Annotated in this window: 18 protein-coding genes; 8 read left to right on the top strand and 10 right to left on the bottom strand. The window is 49.3% G+C overall.

Annotated elements, in window-relative coordinates; translation table 11 throughout:
- Positions 1 to 165 precede the first annotated feature (165 nt).
- Entirely contained in the window at positions 166 to 1,287 is a 1,122-nt protein-coding gene (gene malK, locus ACQY6F_RS08045) for a maltose/maltodextrin ABC transporter ATP-binding protein MalK (RefSeq protein WP_428773506.1), read from the bottom strand.
- Positions 1,288 to 1,939: 652 nt separating this feature from the next.
- Here malK and malE point away from each other — a divergent pair.
- From malE to malG, 3 genes are all read left to right on the top strand, one after another.
- Positions 1,940 to 3,121, top strand: coding sequence for a maltose/maltodextrin ABC transporter substrate-binding protein MalE (gene malE, locus ACQY6F_RS08040; protein WP_428773504.1), 1,182 nt, complete (start codon positions 1,940 to 1,942; stop codon positions 3,119 to 3,121).
- A 75-nt stretch (positions 3,122 to 3,196) separates the two neighbouring features.
- Positions 3,197 to 4,771: a maltose ABC transporter permease MalF gene (malF, locus tag ACQY6F_RS08035; protein ID WP_428773502.1), complete on the top strand. Its 1,575-nt coding sequence runs from the start codon at positions 3,197 to 3,199 to the stop codon at positions 4,769 to 4,771.
- Between the two features lie 11 nt (positions 4,772 to 4,782).
- Positions 4,783 to 5,673, top strand: coding sequence for a maltose ABC transporter permease MalG (gene malG / locus ACQY6F_RS08030; RefSeq protein ID WP_428773501.1), 891 nt, complete (start codon positions 4,783 to 4,785; stop codon positions 5,671 to 5,673).
- 363 nt (positions 5,674 to 6,036) lie between these two features.
- Here malG and ACQY6F_RS08025 read toward each other — a convergent pair whose 3' ends face one another.
- From ACQY6F_RS08025 to ACQY6F_RS08015, 3 genes are all read right to left on the bottom strand, one after another.
- A complete protein-coding gene (locus tag ACQY6F_RS08025) occupies positions 6,037 to 6,285 on the bottom strand; it encodes a hypothetical protein (RefSeq protein WP_428773500.1) in 249 nt (82 codons plus the stop codon).
- Positions 6,286 to 6,409: 124 nt separating this feature from the next.
- Positions 6,410 to 6,895, bottom strand: coding sequence for an acyl-CoA thioesterase (locus tag ACQY6F_RS08020; protein ID WP_428773498.1), 486 nt, complete (start codon positions 6,893 to 6,895; stop codon positions 6,410 to 6,412).
- Positions 6,896 to 7,174: 279 nt separating this feature from the next.
- Positions 7,175 to 8,611 (bottom strand): glyceraldehyde-3-phosphate dehydrogenase, encoded by a 1,437-nt coding sequence (locus ACQY6F_RS08015; protein WP_428773497.1) that lies wholly within the window; start codon positions 8,609 to 8,611, stop codon positions 7,175 to 7,177.
- Between the two features lie 536 nt (positions 8,612 to 9,147).
- Between ACQY6F_RS08015 and ACQY6F_RS08010 the strand changes: the two genes are divergently transcribed.
- Positions 9,148 to 11,880, top strand: coding sequence for an ATP-binding protein (locus ACQY6F_RS08010; RefSeq protein WP_428773496.1), 2,733 nt, complete (start codon positions 9,148 to 9,150; stop codon positions 11,878 to 11,880).
- Here ACQY6F_RS08010 and ACQY6F_RS08005 read toward each other — a convergent pair.
- Positions 11,863 to 12,315 carry a dCMP deaminase family protein gene (locus tag ACQY6F_RS08005; protein ID WP_428773494.1) on the bottom strand — a complete coding sequence of 151 codons (453 nt, stop codon included), beginning with the start codon at positions 12,313 to 12,315 and terminating at the stop codon, positions 11,863 to 11,865. The genes ACQY6F_RS08010 and ACQY6F_RS08005 overlap by 18 nt on opposite strands.
- 374 nt (positions 12,316 to 12,689) lie before the next feature.
- Here ACQY6F_RS08005 and ACQY6F_RS08000 point away from each other — a divergent pair, with 374 nt between their 5' ends.
- From ACQY6F_RS08000 to ACQY6F_RS07985, 4 genes are all read left to right on the top strand, one after another.
- Positions 12,690 to 13,304, top strand: a complete 615-nt coding sequence (locus ACQY6F_RS08000; protein ID WP_428773492.1) for a LysE family translocator — start codon at positions 12,690 to 12,692, stop codon at positions 13,302 to 13,304.
- Positions 13,305 to 13,347: 43 nt separating this feature from the next.
- On the top strand, positions 13,348 to 14,334 hold the full coding sequence (locus ACQY6F_RS07995) for a Gfo/Idh/MocA family protein (RefSeq protein WP_428773490.1): 987 nt from the start codon (positions 13,348 to 13,350) through the stop codon (positions 14,332 to 14,334).
- 63 nt (positions 14,335 to 14,397) lie between these two features.
- On the top strand, positions 14,398 to 14,796 hold the full coding sequence (locus ACQY6F_RS07990) for an OsmC family protein (protein WP_428773488.1): 399 nt from the start codon (positions 14,398 to 14,400) through the stop codon (positions 14,794 to 14,796).
- 92 nt (positions 14,797 to 14,888) lie between these two features.
- Entirely contained in the window at positions 14,889 to 15,488 is a 600-nt protein-coding gene (locus ACQY6F_RS07985; protein ID WP_428773487.1) for a hypothetical protein, read from the top strand.
- An 89-nt stretch (positions 15,489 to 15,577) separates the two neighbouring features.
- Here ACQY6F_RS07985 and ACQY6F_RS07980 read toward each other — a convergent pair whose 3' ends face one another.
- The 5 genes from ACQY6F_RS07980 to ACQY6F_RS07960 all read right to left on the bottom strand — a co-directional run bounded on the left by ACQY6F_RS07980 (position 15,578) and on the right by ACQY6F_RS07960 (position 20,831).
- Positions 15,578 to 16,057 carry a L,D-transpeptidase family protein gene (locus ACQY6F_RS07980; RefSeq protein ID WP_428773485.1) on the bottom strand — a complete coding sequence of 160 codons (480 nt, stop codon included), beginning with the start codon at positions 16,055 to 16,057 and terminating at the stop codon, positions 15,578 to 15,580.
- Positions 16,058 to 16,171: 114 nt separating this feature from the next.
- Positions 16,172 to 16,339 (bottom strand): hypothetical protein, encoded by a 168-nt coding sequence (locus tag ACQY6F_RS07975; protein ID WP_428773483.1) that lies wholly within the window; start codon positions 16,337 to 16,339, stop codon positions 16,172 to 16,174.
- 61 nt (positions 16,340 to 16,400) lie between these two features.
- The gene (locus ACQY6F_RS07970; protein WP_428773482.1) at positions 16,401 to 18,032 is read right to left on the bottom strand and encodes a BatD family protein; all 1,632 of its coding nucleotides are present in this window, start codon (positions 18,030 to 18,032) and stop codon (positions 16,401 to 16,403) included.
- Positions 18,026 to 19,873 carry a vWA domain-containing protein gene (locus tag ACQY6F_RS07965; protein ID WP_428773480.1) on the bottom strand — a complete coding sequence of 616 codons (1,848 nt, stop codon included), beginning with the start codon at positions 19,871 to 19,873 and terminating at the stop codon, positions 18,026 to 18,028. The genes ACQY6F_RS07970 and ACQY6F_RS07965 overlap by 7 nt, the downstream gene beginning before the upstream one ends.
- A complete protein-coding gene (locus ACQY6F_RS07960; protein ID WP_428773479.1) occupies positions 19,866 to 20,831 on the bottom strand; it encodes a vWA domain-containing protein in 966 nt (321 codons plus the stop codon). Before ACQY6F_RS07960 ends, ACQY6F_RS07965 begins: the two co-directional genes overlap by 8 nt.
- Between the last annotated feature and the right edge of the window lies 1 nt (position 20,832).

Raw genomic sequence — 20,832 nt, 5'->3', positions numbered from 1 at the left:
TTTTTTATCTGTACAATTATTTGACTTATATTGGCGGCAGGGTGAATGGTGTTTGCACGACCAATTCGTTTCAATTCAGACGTGTAGAAAGAAAAACCCCCGACAGGTGTCGAGGGTTTGATTAACATTTTTAGTTGATAAGCGTCGGTACGCTTGTGTAACCAATTACTCTTTGAAGTCCACACCACTTTCACGGTGCAGACGGCGGCATGCATTGCCGTCTGCGTGGAACAGGTGGCAGCGGTGCGCAGGAATGCCAATTGACAACTTGTCACCGACTTCCAGCGGCAGCGTATCTGGCTGGCGGTAGATGATGTCGGCATCCGCACCTTCCAAATTCATGTATGCCTGGGTTTCGTTGCCCAGTTTCTCGATGATCATGATTTCACCATCGATAACTGCATCGCCTTCTTCGGCAGTAACCAGGTGTTCAGGACGAATACCCAGTGACATACGCTCGCCGCGGTTTACGGTAGTGCCGTCGACCGGAATCCAGAAAGACATACCGTTGGATAACTGGACTTTCACGCGCTCTTTTTCGACTTCATCGATAAATACGCTCATGAAGTTCATCTTCGGTGAGCCGATAAAGCCTGCAACGAAACGGTTCTCTGGGTAGTGGTACAGCTCCAGTGGGCGACCAACCTGTGATACAAAACCGGCATCCAGCACAACAATTTTGTCCGCCATGGTCATGGCTTCTACCTGGTCATGGGTTACGTAAATCATGGTACAACCCAGCTTGCGCTGTAGCTTGGTAATTTCTGAACGCATCTGTACCCGAAGGGCAGCATCCAGGTTAGAAAGAGGTTCATCAAGCAGGAATACGTTAGGTTGAGAGACCAGTGTACGGCCGATAGCGACGCGCTGACGCTGACCGCCCGACAGGGCTTTTGGCTGGCGTTCCAACAGGTGGCTTAGCTGCAGGATTTCGGCGGCATGCTCAACACGCTTATCGATTTCCGACTTGTCTGCTTTAGCCAGTTTCAGGCCGAAAGACATATTGTCGTAAAGGTTAAGGTGTGGGTAGAGAGCGTATGACTGGAACACCATACCGACGCCACGCTTAGAAGGTTCTACTTCGTTCATGCGCTGTTCACCGATGTAGAGATCACCTGACGTGATGTCTTCCAGACCTGCGATACAGCGGAGTAGAGTCGATTTACCACAACCTGATGGACCAACGAAGACGACAAATTCGCCCTCTTGAATTTCCAGGTCGACGTTTTTTGAAATTAATACGTCACCGTAAGCTTTACATACATTTTTTAACGTGACACTCGCCATCTAGCTTGTCCTCGATCAAGATTTGTTACCACTGTCACTCATTATAGAAATGATCTGGAGCTCAGTAGTAGTAGGAATTTGGTAAGGTGAACGTGAACTTTAAGAAAATATGGGTGATGGAGCAACGGTTGCTCACATCACCCACCAAAGCCAAAGGCAGGTTTGCCTCCCCCTCACAAAAAAAGTGTCTCCCCCGTACTAAAATAATTACCACGAACACAAATTTTGCAACAACAAACCAACCAGGCAATGCAAGCCAGTCTTATTCGTTAATGAATTACTGGAAAGGGTTCTTACCATCCACTCTTGGATGTGAGGTAGTTTGCTGAATATTAGGGGGTCTTACATCCTCCTACTCTATTTTTTTATAGGGGTAGTAATAGGGGAGGAGGTAGTAAGGGGCGGAAAATACAGAGCGGGATCCACATCAAAGAAATTCAACCACTAAGCGAGATATCGATCACGTCCAGGTTTTATTTTGTGATCTTACTCAATAGCCAAACAGGATGACGATCACGAAAATAGTCCATAATAGGGAGGGCGTAGCTTGCAGGAGGATGAGTCACTTAGCGTTTTCTATGAACATGTATGTCGAAATACGGCGAAACCTCTTGGTTGAGCCCTACACACAAATATAAAAAAGGATATGAACATGAAAAATGCCCTAAGCACAGTAGCACTAGGTACTCTGGTTGCTCTAGGCTCTTTTGGTGCACATGCTGCCATCGAAGAAGGTCAACTGACTATTTGGATCAATGGCGATAAAGGCTATAACGGACTTGCCGAAGTTGGTAAAAAGTTCGAAGAAGATACTGGTATCAAGGTGACCGTTGCTCACCCTGATGCACTTCAAGACAAATTCCCTCAAACCGCTTCTACTGGTGACGGTCCGGACATCGTATTCTGGGCTCACGACCGTTTTGGTGGTTACGCAGAAGCTGGTCTACTGGCTGAAGTAAAACCTTCTAAAGAGATCAAAGAAGGTATCGTAGACTTCGCATGGGACGCAGTGAAATACAAAGGTAAACTGGTTGGTTACCCTATCGCTGTTGAATCTCTGTCTCTGATCTACAACAAAGACTTGGTTCCAAACCCACCTAAGAACTGGGAAGACGTTGCAGCGCTGGACGCTCAACTGAAGAAAGACGGCAAGTCAGCCATCATGTGGAACCTGAAAGAACCGTACTTCACATGGCCGCTAATGGCTGCTGACGGCGGTTACGCATTTAAATACACCGCAGATGGTTACGATGTTAAAGACGCTGGTATCAACAACCAGGGCGTAAAAGACTCCATGAACTTCGTAAAAGGCCTGGTCGACAAAGGCGTGATTTCTCCAGATATGGATTACTCAGTATCTGAATCTGCATTCAACCAAGGCAAAACGGCTATGACTATCAACGGTCCTTGGTCTTGGGGCAACATCGAGAAGTCTGGTATCAACTACGGCGTAGCGACTCTGCCTAAGTTTAACGGTCAATCTTCTAAACCATTCGTTGGCGTTCTGACGGCTGGTATCAGCACTGCTTCTCCTAACCGTGACCTGGCTGTTGAGTTCATCGAGAACTACCTGCTGACTAACGAAGGCCTGAAGAAAGTGAACGATGACAAACCACTAGGCGCTGTTGCTCTGAACTCATTCCAGCGTGAACTGGATGCAGATACACGCATTGCAGCGACTATGGACAACGCGATGAACGGCGAAATCATGCCTAACATCCCTGAAATGGGCGCGTTCTGGGGTTCTGCTAAGAACGCTATCATCAACATCGTTGACGGTCGTCAATCTGTAGATGAAGCACTGGCAGACGCAGAAAAACAAATGACTAAGTAATCTTGTAGTACTCTTTTAAGGAGGGGGTAACCCCTCCTTCATTTCCGATTTTTTTTCGCTAGCAGGTTCGTTTTTATGCAGTCAGTTCAAGGTACAGATGCTATGACATCTCCAGCAACTAACTTGCCAACAAGTAAAAGTGTTTTCATTAAATGGGCACTTCTTGGCACGGTGGGAATAGTTAATGGCTATGCCTCCATTCTCATGTATTCACGTGGTGAGCTCGCTTTCGCCTTGCTTACCGTCATCTTAACCGCACTGGCACTGTTCATTTTCGGTAGTAAAAAGACTTACGCACATCGCTATATCTATCCGGGTATTGCCGGGATGATTTTGTTCATCCTTTTCCCGTTGGCGTATACGGTAGGTCTTGCATTCACAAACTACAGTGCTAAGAACCAGCTCTCTTTTGAACGTGCGCAGTCTGTGCTAATGGACAGAACTTTCCAAAGTGGAGACAGCTATCCGTTTAATCTGTATAAGACTGATTCTGGCTACCAGATCGCCATTGAAAAAGGTGAGCAGCTGTTTGTCACAGAGACTTTCGACCTGAGCAGTATCGACAGTTCTGAACTGGAACTGATGCCAGCAGAATCGGTTAGTGGCGATAAAGCGCCAATTAAAACAATTATTCAAAACCGTCCGGTATTGAGCAGTATTGACCTGCATATGCCGGAAGGGAATTCCATCCGTATGAGCGGTCTGCGTAAATTTGCCGCGGTAGCGCCACTGTTTACGCTGCAAGAAGACGGCGAAACCCTGCTCAATAATGAAACCGGTGACCTGCTGCGACCAAACCTTGAGGTCGGATACTATCAAGCGGTCGATGCAAACGGTGAATTTACCGGTTCAACGATTTCTCCCGGATTCGTGGTCGGGGTCGGCTCCCACAACTTTGAACGCGTCTGGAAAGACGAAGGCATCAAAGAACCGTTCATCAGTATCTTTATCTGGACTGTCGTATTCTCGGGTTTGACGGTAATACTTACTGCCGTTATCGGTATGATCCTGGCCAGTGTAGTGCAGTGGGAAGAGCTGCGTGGTCGCTCTGTATACCGGGTGCTATTGATTCTGCCCTACGCGGTACCAGCATTTATCTCTATCCTGATCTTCAAAGGTCTGTTCAACCAGAGCTTTGGTGAAATTAACATGGTACTACAAGGTCTGTTTGGTCTGAGCCCAGCCTGGTTCTCCGACCCGATCCTGGCGAAAACCATGGTCCTGATCGTTAACACCTGGCTTGGTTTCCCTTACATGATGATTCTGTGTATGGGTCTGCTGAAAGCGATTCCGGATGACCTGTACGAAGCTTCCGCCATTGACGGCGCCAACTTCATGCACAATTTTACCCGCGTCACTATGCCGTTGATGATCAAACCGCTGACGCCACTGTTAATTGCAAGTTTTGCCTTTAACTTTAACAACTTTGTACTGATTCAACTGTTGACCGCAGGTGGTCCGAACATGATTGGTACATCCGAGCCTGCCGGTTACACCGACTTGTTGGTGAGCTATACCTACCGTATCGCCTTTGAAGGTGCCGGTGGTCAGGACTTTGGTCTGGCAAGTGCGATCGCAACTCTGATCTTCTTGCTGGTAGGTGGTTTAGCATTGCTCAACCTACGCTTCGCAAAAGTGTCTCAGGATTAAGGAGAACTCAAATGGCAATGGTTCAAGGTAAATCACTTAAATACCGTGTATTGGCAACTCACATTGGCCTGTGGTTGTTCCTGGCATCGATCATCTTCCCGCTGCTGATGGTGGTGGCTATCTCATTCCGTGAAGGTAACTTCGCGACCGGTAGCCTGATTCCAGACAACCCGTCTCTGGAACACTGGAAGCTGGCGTTAGGCTTCTCGGTAACCAACGCAGATGGCTCAGTCACTCCACCACCATTCCCGGTTCTGACCTGGTTGTGGAACTCAGTGAAAGTGGCGGGTATTACTTCAGTATTGATCGTGGCTCTGTCTACCACTTCAGCTTATGCGTTTGCCCGCATGCGTTTTAAAGGTAAAGAGACCATCCTGAAAGCGATGATGATCTTCCAGATGTTCCCGGCGGTACTGGCACTGGTAGCACTGTACGCCCTGTTTGATAAGTTGGGTCAGTACATTCCGTTCCTTGGCCTGAACACCCACGGCGGTTTGATATTCTCTTACCTGGGTGGTATTGCGCTGCACGTCTGGACCATCAAAGGCTACTTTGAAACGATTGATAATTCGCTGGAAGAAGCGGCAGCACTGGATGGTGCAACTCCTTGGCAAGCATTCCGACTGGTATTGTTGCCACTGTCGGTGCCAATCCTGGCGGTGGTGTTTATTCTGTCGTTCATTGCGGTTGTAGGTGAAGTTCCGGTAGCATCTCTGCTGCTATCTGATGTAGACTCTTACACACTGGCTGTCGGTATGCAGCAATATCTCTACCCGCAAAACTATCTGTGGGGTGACTTTGCCGCAGCAGCTGTGTTGTCTGCACTACCGATCACCGTTGTATTCTTGCTTGCACAGCGTTGGCTAGTCGGAGGGCTAACCGCCGGCGGTGTGAAAGGATAACAACGATAAGGGCGGCCAATGGCCGCCCATTTTGTTTTTTGATTTAACCTAATTTGGTTTGGCCGCCGATCAGTTAAATCTGAAACAATCTGGCGTTACGCATAGCTGGCTGTTAGCTAGATTCCTTACTTCAGTTACTACTAACAGTTTTTGTAACCAAAGCCCCGGGTTTACCCGGGGTTTTTTTACGCGCTTAAGGTACGTGTGGTGCAGTGTAAGCTATCAATTAGGCAGGTATAGAGTCGACGAGACGAAATGCGATTGATGCGTTGTAAGGCAATGAAAGGTAAAGATAATATACAAATTCGTGCGTGGCAGGTCCAAGTTTGTGATTTCACTTTATGCCGGTGTTAGGTTGCCTGGTTACTTTAGCTCTCTGTTGGATGGGGCGCAGCCAAGGTATTGCAGTAATACGTATACGCTTTCTTGCTTCAGCGCGACTTTGCGAAATAAATCGGCAAAGGTATCGTTGCCGCCAAAGCAGGTCTGAATATAGTGATTGATTTCGTCTGCCTGATAACCTTCGACATATAACGTACGTACCCACTGATATTCGACTGATTTAAGGTCTTGTAGCGTTGCTTCGCTAAGTTTGGTGTCGCTAAGATTCAAGCGATGGTCCTTGCCATGGAATATGTTGTTAGCGGATTAAAGCAAATTTTGATGAAGGAATGATTACAATTATGCCTAAGTTCAGACGCAGCGGTGTATTGCTGCGCCTTTTGGAACGGAAGTATTAGCGAAGGTATTTTACGTGGGCTTCCATTTCGTTACCGATTTGTTTGCGCATGTTCATCAGCCGAATCGCAGATTCGCGCAGTTCAATGTCTTCGTCCGTTGTCGGTACCCATTCCGGTACCTGAGTCGGCTTACCGTTTTCGTCAACGGCAACCATGATGACAATGCAGTGGGTGGTGAGCCGATTTTTCTGTACTTTAGGATCGCGCGCCTGAACATCTAACGCGATGTGCATTGACGTCTTACCGGTCAAGATCACTTTGGCACTGACTTCCACCAGAGCCCCGACCTGAATGGGTTCAACAAACCGGATACCGCCAGCATAAGCGGTGATACAGTATTTACCACTCCAGCCCGCCGCGCAGGCGTAGGCGGCTAAGTCAATCCATTTCATGACTGCGCCACCATGGACTTTACCACCAAAGTTGACATCACTCGGTTCGGCCAAAAAGCGCAAAGTGATGCTTCTTTCACCACTACTCATATTGTTTTCCTTGCTGTGAAAGTGAATAACGTAATCATAGCTGAGCCACACTAACTGTTAGTCGATTGACCGCAGTCTGATCTGGAAAATAGGGATTATGTATTATGCGAGTTGATTCTGACTGTAACACTCAGCTACTAGGGGATCATTTATCCACGTATCTCGCTGACTGGCAAGTAACAATGTCCGAGAGAGAGTCAAAAAGGCCGCCCTTATGAAAAAGAGCGGCAACTACGGGGGTGAATTATTATAAGTTATCGTTGTGGAGTTGAATTCTTATTATTGTGCCGGGTAGGTTTTGTAGCGAACGCCCATCATCTGTTCCATACAATGTACGACCTGGCAGCTGTAACCAAATTCATTGTCATACCAGATGTACAGAACACAGCGGTTGTCCTGCGCGATAGTAGCCGCGCCATCAACCACGCCAGGGTAACGGGAGCCAACCAGGTCCGTTGACACAATTTCAGTGGAATCGGTGTAGTCCACCTGAGCAGACAAGGCTGAATCAAGGGCGATTTCACGTAGATAGGTGTTCAGCTCGTCTTTATCAGTACCCTTTTCCAGGTTCAGGTTAGCAACCGCCATTGACACGTTTGGCGTCGGTACACGAATAGCGTTACCGGTCAGTTTACCTGCCAGCGCCGGAAGGGCTTTCGCCACAGCTTTGGCGGCGCCTGTTGAAGTCAGAACCATGTTTAATGACGCACTACGTCCGCGACGTTCGCCAGAGTGGTAGTTGTCGATCAGATTCTGGTCGTTGGTGTACGAGTGAACGGTTTCGATATGGCCGGAAATAATGCCGTATTTGTCGTTAACGGCTTTTAGAACCGGAGTGATTGCGTTAGTGGTGCAACTTGCCGCAGAAATGATGGTATCTTCCGGCAGAATGTCGGCTTCGTTGACGCCGAATACCACATTTTTGATGTCACCTTTACCTGGTGCTGTAAGCAGTGCTTTCGCCGCACCGTTACAAGCCAGATGCTGGCCCAGGCCTTCGGCATCGCGCCACACGCCAGTATTATCTACGATTAACGCATCTTTGATGCCGTAATCGGTATAGTCGATATCTGCAGGTTTATTTGCATAGATAATTTGGATGTAGTTACCGTTGGCAATGATGGCTTTACGCTCATTATCAACCACTATGCTGCCGTTGAACTGTCCGTGTACAGAATCACGACGCAGTAGGCTGGCACGCTTTTCCAAATCGCCATCTTTACCGCCACGTACTACGATGGCTCGCAGGCGCAGTGGGTAACCCGGACCGCTTTTTTCAACCAACAAACGAGTCAGCAGACGACCAATTCGGCCAAAGCCATACAGCACAACGTCACGTGGAGTTGTTAACGTATCGCCGGTCATAGCACCTTGCAGGTTAGAGAATAAAAAGTCTTGAATGCCGTGTGCGTCGTCGCGACCTTGCCAGAACTGATGGGCCAGTTTGCCAATATCGATTCGGCACGGCGACAGTTCCATTTCAGAAATAGCTTTAATAATTGGCAGGGTTTGTTCTGGGGACAGAGGCGTCCCGGTGTAGCGGCGGGCGAGGCGGTGAGTCTTGATGATGTCTATCGTTGCTGCATTAACCAGGGTTTTTCCGAACAAGATGACTTCGACGCCTTTTTGACGATATAGCTGACCGAGTAGTGGCGAGATCGATTCCGCAATCGTTTGGCTGGTTTGCCAGTCTAAAAGATGTTTCTCTGGACTCATTGTCTTTTTTGGACCTTTCACGTTTTTTGGGGGAATGTCCTGAGCCACAGCTGAAGTGCTGTAGTCAGGTGGTACAGGGATACTGTAGGTATCTTGTAATATTTATGTGGCAGGATTGTAATGTCTAACATCTTATTCTGCTAGTAAAATTAATGTCAGATAATTAGTCTTGTAAATGTTCGATATTAGCCTTTAAATCTGGCGTGTTGTCTGTTTGGTGATACTTGACAAGTTAAAAGCAGTCGACTTATTTTTCGACGATAAATACCCAGTCAGCATTTTATTCTGCAATTATAGATAATGTGCCTGTAGGTTTTCGTGCCAGATCAAATGATCAACAGATTTGGTAATAGTTATACTGGCCGGTTTGGCGAAAAATATTTTGTTTCAGCTTACTTCAGGTTTGCGGCACGCTTTGGCGCTAAGATCTCCGGTTGATGACACGCTCCAAACAAAAATATATTCCTACCTAATATATGAAATGTGTCTAATATTAGCTAAAGGAGCTCGGATTGGGTTAAGGGAATTAAATCAGCATGTTAATGACAAGGATGTCAATAAGAGGCCGATTACTGGTTCTGTCACTTATTCCAACAGCGGTCATTCTCGGCTTGTGTGGCCAGTTTGTGATGGATATTGAACAGAAGCTCAACAACTATTTGGTGATTGGCGAAAAGATCGTTTCTGCCCGCCAGATAAGTAAGTTGTATCCGCAGTTTCTAGATGGTGTCGAGCAAATTGCCAACAGCCGGGATGAGCAGGTAGATTTCACCACCGCCCGGCAGGCCATTGAACAACTCCGTCAGACTGCACATAGCGAGCTTCACGAACACTTTGGTATCAACGAAGTCAATAATGTATTGCTCTATCTCGATAGCCTGGAAAGTCTGGTCAATAAACTGTCGCTCACCAGTGGGCCAGCGGCGATAGAGTTGGGTGAGAAGGCGTTTGAGCAACTTAACCAGCTAAATTCAGAGATCCTGGGCAATACCAGACATCACATAGACTCAGATATCCACATGCTGGACATGTCGCTCAATCAGCTCTACTGGCTCTATTACTGGATGGAAAGGGAGTCCTGGATAACGTTGAAAATGCGCTATCGGGAAGGAGATGCTGTTGATGTCCTGAGCGAGTTTATCCAGGCTAACGAGCGGCAAAAAATTTACCTGGATCAGTTTGTACGCGAGGGCAGTAATAATGAAATCGCCAAGCAACTTATGGTGGTTTTTTCCTCACAAAATCAACATTTTAGTGATATATACCGGCAGCAGCTGGCCAGTAATGCAATGTCGGAAGGCGAGTTAACCAGCCACCAAAATGCTATTTCTATACGAAATGAGCAGTTGCAGCGACAACTCAGCTTGTATGCAGACCAGTTTACCCAAGACATTCACGACCAGATCGCCTGGAGCCGCTACCAACTGGTACTGATCGCTCTCGCCTTGCTGGCTATTGTCACAGTAATGTTTTACTCCAGTGCCAGCACGGTTATCCGTATCAATGGCAAGCTCAACCGGATTCTGCAATCGATGGGCAGTATGCGAAAACAGGATGGAGAGACTCCGCTAATTCCTGTGGACGGTAATGACGAATTCACTGATTTTGCTCACGATCTGAATCATATCATTCGCGAACAGAGAAATTACCAGCAGGAACTTGTGGCAGCTAAGGAGTACGCGGAAGCCGCCAACCAAGCGAAAAGCCGTTTTCTGGCTAATATGTCCCATGAGATCCGGACTCCGCTTAATGGCATCATCGGGATGACGGAAATTCTGGCTGACAGTCACCTCAATGGCAGTCAGAAGAGTATTCTGGAAGATATTGATACTTCCTCCCATTCTCTGTTGGTGCTGCTAAATGACATACTCGATTTGTCGAAAATCGAATCCGGTAATCTCACCCTGAGCAAACACAGTTGCAACTTGTCTGAAGTGGTGTTCGATGCAGTCAATATGGTCAGCGCCAAGGCGCTGAAGCAACATGTTGAATTAACGGTTGCTCTCCATCCGGCACTGCCTGATGTGGTGTTAATTGATGAGTTCCGCTTCAAACAAATATTGCTCAATCTACTCAGCAACGCCATCAAATTCACCAATGATGGTTTTGTTAACGTTGAAGTTCGCTTTAATCGCTCCGCTGCTGCCAGTGACTATCCAGCACAGCTTAACAAATCGACCGAGGCGAGCTGTGATACGCGCATTGACGGGCCACCTGGTCTCGGCACACCGGAAATAAAAGTGAACATCATTGATTCAGGTGTGGGTATCGAGCCGGAAAAATTGAATGTTATTTTCCGGCCTTTTACCCAACAAGACGATGGTATTACCCGACGTTATGGCGGGACTGGCCTGGGGCTAACCATCTGCCGACAGCTGCTCGACTTAATGGGAGGAGATATTTCGGTTGAATCGACCCGCGGTCTGGGAAGTAATTTTGAAGTCCGGTTGCCGGTCGAGTTACCTCACCAGCGTCAACCAAGAGTGAGACTGGGGATGACGGCACTGATCATCACCAATGGTTCCAGGTATGAATCTTTGATAATCAGCGAATGTGAGCGGCTCGGGGTGCAGTGGAAGCTCTGTTCAGACAGCAGGCACGCGCGAGAACAAGGGAATTCGTTTGATGTGATTCTGTACTGCGTTAATAAGCCACATGGCAAGAAAAACGATCTGGCGAGGTTAACGGAGCAGTTCCCGATGAGTGACATTATCGCCTTGCAGCATCATCTCTACATTGCTACTGAACTGGAAAACCTGGTGTCAGGTTCAGTCACCCTGCCGGTATTGGGCAGCCGGTTTGAAAACTGTTTACGCCACGTGATGAATAGTGCTCAGCGACAGCACACGCTGGAAACCGATCAATCCGGAAAGACCAACCGCTCTTTAGTGAAAAAGATCCTGATCGTGGAAGATAACCTGATGAATCAGAAGATCGCCAGTTTCTTCCTCAATAAGGCTGGATTTGAGTATCAGTTGGTCAGTAACGGTCAGGAAGCACTGAATAAGGTTTTTAGTGAAGAACCGTATGCGGCCATCCTGATGGACTGCATGATGCCGATAATGGACGGCTTAACGGCGACCCGCAAAATACGTGAATGGGAGCAGGAAAATCAGCGGCCGCCTGTACCGATCATTGCATTGACAGCCAGTGTGCTGGAAGAAGAGATCAGCAGCTGCTTTGAAGCGGGTATGGATGCGTATCTGCCCAAACCCTACAAATCTCAGCAGCTAATAGAGGTATTCAATGAATTAAAAGTCGCGGTTTAGTTCAGTTAACGGCAACCAGTCTATTTCCACCCCGGCTTGTACGAACATATCCTGGCTGACGGAAATTTTATCCCCCCAACGAGACAGAAAATCTTCGGTTTGCTCCGGACAATGGACTGCAGAAATACCGGTTTGGATAATTTTTGCCGCACAGTTGGGACAAGGGAAGTGGGTGACCCAAATATGGCAGCCATCAAGATCTCTTTTGGCAAATAGAATGGCATTTTCCTCTGCATGCAGAGTTTTCAGGTATTTCATCTCGCGATCGTCGGTCTCTGCACTGTCAGAAATCCCATGGGGATAACCGTTGAACCCAACCGAGACAATACGATTTTGTTTCGTGATCACCGCTCCGACTTGGGTAGAAGGGTCCTTACTCCATGAGCCCACTAACTCAGCCATTTGAAAGAAACGATGTGCCCACTTAGAAATCATCCGCTAATCCTCTTTACTGTGAACGGCATATTACTATCAATAGGGAACAGTTTACTGACAGAAAATGGCAGAAGGAAGTCGCTTTTTTGCCGGTACCGGGAGATTTTGCCAAATTACCGTCAATTATTGCCTGAGTGGCGACTATTTGCTCTGCTGTTGCGGTTTGGCCACCGGGCAAGCCAGAGTATCTGTGGTTCCCCCAAAATCCTGCTGTCTCCCAAGAGCAAAGTTTTATCTGCGCCAAACCGGGATTTGGACAGTGGCAAAAGCAGCCAGAACAGCTTAATGCGCCAATAAATATTGGCTGATAGTGCATCTTTGATTTCAATTTTCGCTGCGCTTAGTTATGGTACTGAGCATCAGGAGGATTAATTATGACCTTTACCATTTGGCTGTCTCTTTTTACCGTGTGCATTCTTGGTGCCATGTCGCCGGGTCCCAGCTTGGCGATGGTTGCGAAACATAGCCTGGCAGGAGGGCGAACCAATGGCCTGGCTACCGCCTGGGCGCACGCGTTTGGTATTGGTATCTATGCTTTTGTGACCATCATAGGACTGGCAGTCGTACTGCAACAATCGCCGCTTCTGTTCCGGGTGATCAGTTACAGTGGCGCACTATATCTTGCGTATCTCGGCTTTAATGCTTTGCGGTCCAGAGGTGGTGTGGCGGCTAAGCTTGAATCCGGGGAAACAGTCAGCGTGCTGCAATCGGCTCGCGAAGGGTTTCTGATTTCCCTGCTCAGCCCCAAAATTGCGCTATTTTTTATCGCCTTGTTCAGCCAGTTTGTCGCTCTGGGAAGCGATATGGTCAGCAAGTCTGTGATTGTCGCCACGCCGTTATTGGTCGATGGTTTATGGTATACCTTCATTACTTTCCTTCTTTCCAGCCCACGCTTATTGGATAAAGTCCGCTCTAAAGCGCAGTTGATTGACCGACTGTCCGGGGTAGTTTTAATATTTTTGGCGATTCGCGTCGTCATGACCGTTTAGCTCATCTCAGTCGCAGGATGAGGTTATAGGAACACCATTATTTATGATTAGACTTGCTGTTGTCGGCACCAACTGGATTACCGACCAATTTATTGACGGAGCTCTGAAAACCGGCCGATTCGAGCTGGCAGGGGTGTATTCACGAGACATCACCAAAGCCGGTGAGTTTGCGGCCAAATACGGCACTCCAGAACTGTTTGATGACTTAGAGGTCCTGGCGTCCAGTGAGGCCATAGACGCCGTTTATATTGCCAGCCCCAACTCGTTACACGGTCCCCAGTCGATTACCCTGTTGTCCGCGGGCAAGCACGTAATTTGTGAAAAACCGCTGGCTTCACACTACCTGTTAGCCAAGGAAATGTATCAAACGGCCAGGGAAAACAATGTAGTGCTGTTTGAAGCCTTTATGACGCCTCATACGCCAAATTTTAAATTGTTAAAGTCAGAACTGGCTGGGTTAGGACCGATCAGGAAAGCATTCATCAGTTATTGCCAGTACTCCTCTCGGTACCCTAAATATCTGGCCGGCGAAAACCCCAACACCTTTAATCCTGAGTTTTCCAACGGCTCAATCATGGATATTGGCTACTACTGCCTGGGTTCAGCGATCGAACTGTTTGGTGAACCGAAATCCATTAAAGCCCAGGCTCATCTGCTGGATACCGGTGTGGATGGCAATGGCAGTGTCATCATGGGCTATGATGGCTTCGATGTGGTATTGACTCACTCCAAAACCAGTGATTCTTATTTACCTAGTGAGATCCAGGGTGAGGATGCGGCCCTGCAGGTGGAGATGATTTCGGTTGGAAGACGGGTTTATCGTATTGCTCGTGGTGGTGAAAAGCAGGAGATCACGCTACCACAGGAAGAGAATCAGATGCGTTACGAGGCAGACGTTTTTGCCGACCAGGTGGAAGCCAACCAGATGGACGAGCAGTGCGTGGCCCGTTCGCTGCAGGTTGCTAAGGCATTAACGGAAATTCGTCATCAAACCGGAGTGGTATTCCCGGCTGACCATGTCAGTTTATAATTGCCGTAGACGGTTTGAGTCTATCTAAACTAAAAACGTCATTGTTTTGATAAAGAGAATGTTATGCAAGCAGAAGTAAAATGGGTCGAAGAGTTCAAGTTTCTCGGTCAGTCTCAGTCCGGCCACTCTGTAGTAATGGATGGTAACGGCGGTGCCACAGCTCCTAGCCCGATGGAGATGGTACTGATGGCCGCTGGTGGCTGTAGCTCAGTGGACGTGGTTGACGGGTTGAAACAAGCTGGCCAGCAGATCGTGTCCTGCAATGCCAAATTGACCACTGAACGTCGCGAAACAGCGCCACGGATATTTACTCAGGTTAATATCCATTTTGAACTGTCTGGCGAACAGTTGGACAGCGAAGTTGTGGCACGCGTTTGCGCTGACTCTCTGGAGAAGTACTGTTCGGTGTGCCTGATGCTGGGCAAAGGGGTCGAAATGACTCACAGTTGGGAAATAATCTGACCCACTATAAATAATTCTGACTAAGCCGAGCATTTTGCTCGGTTTTTTCCTATTCTTAATTCCACATAAAGGGAAATTATGCTGGCGTTAATTTGAAAGGAAAAGTAACGGAGTGGTACCCGGGTAAGCTCTATGGGTATATCACTCCGGATAGCAGCCGAGTGCGGATCAAGTTTGTGGAACAAGAGTTGATCGGCTTCGACGGCAGCGACATCTTACATCGTGACGTTCTGTTCAAACTCAAACGAGATGAACAGGGGACAGGTCATGCCACTAAGATTCGCCCACAACAACCTTTCCATTTGTCCCTGCTGGTGGCCCTCTGGTTTGTAATGGCCATTGGTGCCAGCTACTGGCTATTGCAAATTCCGATAGAGTGGGTGCTGTACTACGCGGCGATCAATGTTGTTGCACTGCTTATCGTGCTGCATGATCGCTGGGCACTGGCAGCGCATAAGCCGATAACCAGCGAATCAAGTTTACTGTTTATTTCACTGCTTGGTGGCTGGCCTGTGCTGATCCTCGGCCATTATGTGGGTAATTTTCCTAAAAACAGTCCGCTTTACCGGTTGCTGCTGACACTGGTTGTATTAGGCCACATCGGCGGTTTTGCCTGGTTACTGTCGCCGCCTGGATACCAGTGGTTCAACGACGTTATCCAGCAAGGGATGACGCTATTGGCTCAGTTGTAGGTGAGGTGGTGAATTTATTGACCCCATCTTCACGGAATTAGTCTGAAAGGAAGTACTGATCCCGGAGTGCCAGCCAGTCAACAATCAAATTACCACTCGATTAAAATGGGTGTACCTACCTCCACTAAACCCAGCAGTTCATCCATCTGGTCATTGGTAATGGCGATACAACCGTTGGTCCAGTCAAAACTTTGCACTATCTCCGGCAGATCGGTAAAGTCGTTTTTCAGGCCGTGGATCTTGATATCGCCGCCAGGATTACGGCCCTGGCTTAGTGCTGTCACAATATCATGCTCATTCGGATAACTGATGTGAATCGAGCGGTGAAACTCGGAATTTTCAATAATAAAGTCAAGAAAATACAGCCCTTCCGGCGTACGCTGATCGCCTTCCTGCTGTTTGTGCCCTTTGGGTTGTTTACCGAGCGCGATGCGATACTCCCGGATAACTTGATCCTGATCCAGCAGGTACATTCTGCGTTTGGACTTATCGACTTTCACCAGATCGACGGCGGCATGAGTGTGCGGTGACAGCACGATTGCGATAAGGAATAGCCAACCTTTTAGCATGACATTTTTGTTGATTAAAAATTTGGCCGCTATTGTACGCGATTACGCTTTAGGATGGCAGAGTGAATGGACGCAAGAAAAGAGACTGCTTCAACTGCTGGAGAGGGTTTTATGCTAGGGCGTAATAGAAAAAACATCGCGATAGCTAATCCCCAGTGGCTTGGCGAGTTCAAGTGCTTCTGAGCGGGATGTCGCCTGCAGTTCAACACGCACCATCTTCTGTCCGTCAAAATACACAATAGAAAAACAATAGGTGGTTTGCAGCTTAGCCAGCGCAGACATAACTAACCTGATCCTCAGTTTAATTCGGGTGGCTGATTATGCCGCAAACCTCGCCACTTAGCTATAGCTTTGCTAATGAAACCATGGAGTTAGCCTTATCCTGCTGCATTTTTTGCGCTTTCTTAACTAACTTCAACAAACGCTGACCGTTCCAGTTCGATTGCTGACGGGAAAAGTGTTGCTGTATCTGCTGCTGTTGCTGCTGCAACTGTTGTTTCAAATCGTCTTCCACCAGCGTGATATCCTGCAACCAAACGGTTAAACAGCGTTGTAGGATCATTAAATCGCCCTGATCGATGGCCGCGAGCAGACGATGGTAGCTATCTGGATCCGACGCCTCTTGTCCAGCGTCCTCAGACACTCGATTACGCCGGCTACGTAACAACAGGGTGAGAGTCGCTAACCAGAGCAAGGCGAACAGGGCTGTCAGGTACGGCCAGACTCCTGGCTCGGAGACGTTGGCGGCTGGTGGTAACGGCATAGTTGCCTGTGGCAGCGTCGCAGAAACGTGGCTACCGGCAGAAACTGTCAGGGACAGCGGAGCGAGTTTGCTGACCTCAAGCTGATCTTGCCCGCTATTCCACCAATTGACGGTCAAACCGGGAATGGTACTCTCGCCAGCCTGCTGTGGTATCAGCACCTGTTTGAGAGTCATGATGCTGCGATTGTCCTGGCGATCAAATTGCGGCTTTTCACTATATACGCGCAGACTGGGTGGATAGCTTGGAGTCAGTTCCGGTAGCTGTTCAGGCAGCAGTCCGGTTACGTCAAGCCTGATAGTGCGGGAGAGGGCATCGCCGATAGTCAGCGCCAGGGGCTGCGCACCATTGACTAACTCACCATTCTGATCGCGCCACTCCTGGGTCAGCACTAGGTTTTTGGTGGGCAACCAAACGCCCTGGTAGTCAGCCGGTTTGGTTTTGACATCGATAGTAAACTGTTCCGCGGGCAGATCGACCGACAAAATGCGGGTGGTGCCGGTGCGGTTGTCGCCATAAATCACCGCTCCTTTAAAGGTTGCGGAGCTGAGCGAGTACTGGCCTGGTTTGTCGGCGGTAATGCGAAACCGTTGCTCAACCACCGTTACCTGGATGCCATTCTGCACTTCCTGATACTGTTTGGCTTCCCCTTCCAGCTGAATTTGCAGTCCGTCCGCTTCGGGGGGCACAATCTGTGGATTTTGTAATCGTCGGGGGTCGGTTTTGACCAGTAGTCGGGCAGTAAGATAAGTACTCTCCTGCGGATACAGGGTGCTCCGATCCAGTTTGCTGTCAACTTCTATCAGGTCTTTACTGTTGGGGGCAAAGGCATCATAGCTAACTCTGATATGAATCGGTTCAGAACGGGCCCCATTGATTTCAAAAGCCGGGATAACAAAACGCCCCAGCGACTGTCCTGCAAGGGTCAGATTCCATTCACTGCGTATGCTTCTGTCGCCATTGATGATGTTGATTGAACTGCCGAAATTGGGCTTGCTGAGCAAAAAGTCCTTTTGCAGCGAGCTGAAATCAATTGCGTCGGCAGACGCCTTTTCGTCATAGACAATTTTTAACTGGAACACTTCATTCTTCACCACCTCATTCTTACTGACGGTGGCGGTCAGGGTCGCTGACCAAGCTAGTGGTGCTGTCATCAGTAAGACAAAGAGTAGCCAGAGCACTGGGCGTGGCAAAAAAGCAGCAATGTTTACCATGGTTTACTCGTTGGTTGCGGTGGATTTTTTTGTTGAGCCTGCAGCATTAACTGGGCGCGTAATAGCCTGCTGGGGTCACGAGCCGATTCCACTTGTTCAAGTTTACGCAGTTCTGGCTCTACTTGTCGGGTGGCCGCTTGTGATGAAGTTGCCGATACAGAGTCATCGTTGGCTGCCTGGCCAGGTTTAGTTGACGCTGAGCTGGCAGCATTGTCAGGTGATTTGTCCGGATGCGCTGAATCGGCATCGTCCTTTGCTGGCGCCGTAGCATCGGACGACTGAGCGTTGTCATTAGGGGCAGTTTGCGAACCAGACGGTCGAGACTGCTGCTCATTGTCAGTGGCTGTGCCAGACGTAGACGAATTGGCACGCTTTTGCGGTGCGGAGTTCTGGCCTGGTTGCTTTTCAGCATGTTGCTGATCAGAATCCTGCTGTTGCTGTTGCTGTTGCTGTTGCTGTTGCTGTTGCTGTTGCTGTTGCTGTTGCTGTTGCTGTTGCTGTTGCTGTTGCCGTTTAAGAGCCTGCTCGACCACGCTAAGATTATCGCGTGCGTCTTGATGGTCAGGCTGCTGGGCCAGAATTTGCTGGTAGAGCTGCTGTGCCTGTGCCAGTTGTCCATTCTGCGCATAAGCATTGGCCAGGTTATAACGGCTGACGGTATCCTGCCTGCCTTTCAGCGCCTCGATAGCCGCGGGGAAGTCTCCTGCACGATAGGCTGCCACGCCTTTCCAGGCACTGTCTTCAAATGTTTCGGCTGCTTTCTGATACTGCTGCTGCTGATAGTAGCGGGCGCCCTCCTGGTCTGCGGTCAGCCATGGGCTGGCCATCGTAGTGTCGGGCACGGCCATGATCATGACGAAAGCCAGGGTGAAAAAGATTTCGCCGCGGCGAAACAGCAGAAGTGCCGGGATTAACAGTAGCGGTACCAGCCAGTATCCGTTGTTCTGCCGCTCGGTAACCGTCTGGTCACTCATTTGGGCCACCGCCGCGAGCGGAGTCGTGGTTCGGGCCAGCAGCTGGGCCACATCACTGTTGTCCAACTGGTAGCGAACCAGCTGGCCACCGACCGCCTCACTCAGCTGGCGCATCGCGGTCAGGTTGGTTTTGGCGATCACCGTCTGGCCGTTGCCGGTTTTCAGCAGTGAACCGTCTGCTTTCTGAATAGGTGCACCTGCAGCAGTACCCATCGCCAGAATGTCCACAGTCCAGCGATCGTCCAGCAATTCAATGATGGCATCCCGTTCGTTCTCATCCAGGTCATCACTGATTAGCACTATGTTCCCCGAGCCTAGGCCGGTGTTTTGCATCATTTCGATCGCCAGCGCCACCCCCGCAGCGGCATTGCCACCCTGGTAGGGCATAATATCGGGTGAGAGGCTCGGTAACAGGTTCAAAATCGTGCGGCTATCGCTGGTCATGGGGCTGACCATATAAGCGTCACCGGCATAAGCGACCAGGCCGGTGCTGCCTTCTTTCCAGCCTGCCAGCAGATCGGTGGCTTTGTATTTACTCTGGGTAAGGCGGTTGGGCTTGATGTCGGTGGCATACATCGACATCGACATATCCATGACCAATACCCTGCCACTGGCCTGTGCATAGCTGGGCCGTTCGGTTGACTGAAAACTTGGCCCTGCCAGCGCTATGATGGCCAGACTCCAGATCAGGGCTCTCATCCCCAACTGATGCCGGGCAGACTGTTGTTGGCGAAAACCTAAGAACTTTGCCAGATGCGGGGCGACCAGGCTTGCGCTCTGGCGCCGTTTGGTCAAAATGGCCGCAATGAGCCACACCGCCAGTAAGGCCCATAACCACAGTGGATAGAGAAAAGTAAACTCAGCCATGACGCCTCCGGATAACCGCCAGACACACTGACAATAGCAGCGCAACGCCGAGAGGCAAGCCAAACCATTCTACCTGAGGACGCCAGGTCTGGCTGGTTTCAGAAATCGGCTCCAACTGATTAATGGTGTCATAAATGGTCGCCAGCTCCTGGCTGTCTCGGGCACGGAAATACTGGCCACCGGTAAGGCGGGCAATTTCGATCAGACTTTTCTCATCCAGATCTTCGGCGGTATTAATGGTGCGGGTAATGAACAGATCTTTAACGGTCATCTCCCCGGCACCGACCCCGACGGTATAGATGGTGGTGTTGTACTTAGCCGCGATTTTGGCTGCTTCCAGCGGATCGAGGACACCAGCAGTGTTGGAGCCGTCGCTGAGCAGGATCATCACCCGCTGTGGCGCATCACTGTCGATAAAGGTTTTGGTCGCCAGGCCAATACCTTCACCGATCGCCGTCTGAGTACCAATCAGTCTCAACACGGTTTGGTTGAGCTGCTGGGCGACGGTTTTTCTGTCCAGTGTTAATGGGGTCTGCAGATAGGCATGGTCGGCGAACAGGACTAAGCCGAGCCGATCACCCTGGCGCCGCTGGATAAAGTCCGCCAGAACATTTTTAACCGCAGAGAGCCGGTCGATGTAGTCACCAGCCTGTTTCATGTCCTGCTTGCTCATGGAATAGGAGAGATCCACCACCAACATCATGTCGCGATGTTTCGGTTGGACTGAAACCGGCTGACCATACCAGACAGGACGAGCCGCCGCGAGCAGCAGTAATAGCCAGATCAATACCGCCAGCAGTTTAGCGACCGCTTGTTTGGGCGCTCTGGCATCATGTTTGGGCAGGTAGGGGAGATAGAGCCTGGCGATAGGCTTACGTGGTTTTAACCGCCAGTAAGCGGCTATGGGGAGTGGCAACAGCCAGAGCACCCAACCGTATACCAGCTCTATCTCATTCAAC

This window comes from Vibrio sp., from assembly GCF_050299255.1.
GTDB lineage: Bacteria > Pseudomonadota > Gammaproteobacteria > Enterobacterales > Vibrionaceae > Vibrio.
This window is presented reverse-complemented; position numbering and strand designations above follow the sequence as displayed.

Coding starts and splice junctions, on each gene's coding strand:
- malK (WP_428773506.1), bottom strand. CDS start 1,287: ATGGCGAGTGTCACGTTAAAAAATGTATGTAAAGCTTACGGTGACGTA.
- malE (WP_428773504.1), top strand. CDS start 1,940: ATGAAAAATGCCCTAAGCACAGTAGCACTAGGTACTCTGGTTGCTCTA.
- malF (WP_428773502.1), top strand. CDS start 3,197: ATGCAGTCAGTTCAAGGTACAGATGCTATGACATCTCCAGCAACTAAC.
- malG (WP_428773501.1), top strand. CDS start 4,783: ATGGCAATGGTTCAAGGTAAATCACTTAAATACCGTGTATTGGCAACT.
- ACQY6F_RS08020 (WP_428773498.1), bottom strand. CDS start 6,895: ATGAGTAGTGGTGAAAGAAGCATCACTTTGCGCTTTTTGGCCGAACCG.
- ACQY6F_RS08015 (WP_428773497.1), bottom strand. CDS start 8,611: ATGAGTCCAGAGAAACATCTTTTAGACTGGCAAACCAGCCAAACGATT.
- ACQY6F_RS08010 (WP_428773496.1), top strand. CDS start 9,148: ATGTTAATGACAAGGATGTCAATAAGAGGCCGATTACTGGTTCTGTCA.
- ACQY6F_RS08005 (WP_428773494.1), bottom strand. CDS start 12,315: ATGATTTCTAAGTGGGCACATCGTTTCTTTCAAATGGCTGAGTTAGTG.
- ACQY6F_RS08000 (WP_428773492.1), top strand. CDS start 12,690: ATGACCTTTACCATTTGGCTGTCTCTTTTTACCGTGTGCATTCTTGGT.
- ACQY6F_RS07995 (WP_428773490.1), top strand. CDS start 13,348: ATGATTAGACTTGCTGTTGTCGGCACCAACTGGATTACCGACCAATTT.
- ACQY6F_RS07990 (WP_428773488.1), top strand. CDS start 14,398: ATGCAAGCAGAAGTAAAATGGGTCGAAGAGTTCAAGTTTCTCGGTCAG.
- ACQY6F_RS07980 (WP_428773485.1), bottom strand. CDS start 16,057: ATGCTAAAAGGTTGGCTATTCCTTATCGCAATCGTGCTGTCACCGCAC.
- ACQY6F_RS07975 (WP_428773483.1), bottom strand. CDS start 16,339: ATGTCTGCGCTGGCTAAGCTGCAAACCACCTATTGTTTTTCTATTGTG.
- ACQY6F_RS07970 (WP_428773482.1), bottom strand. CDS start 18,032: ATGGTAAACATTGCTGCTTTTTTGCCACGCCCAGTGCTCTGGCTACTC.
- ACQY6F_RS07965 (WP_428773480.1), bottom strand. CDS start 19,873: ATGGCTGAGTTTACTTTTCTCTATCCACTGTGGTTATGGGCCTTACTG.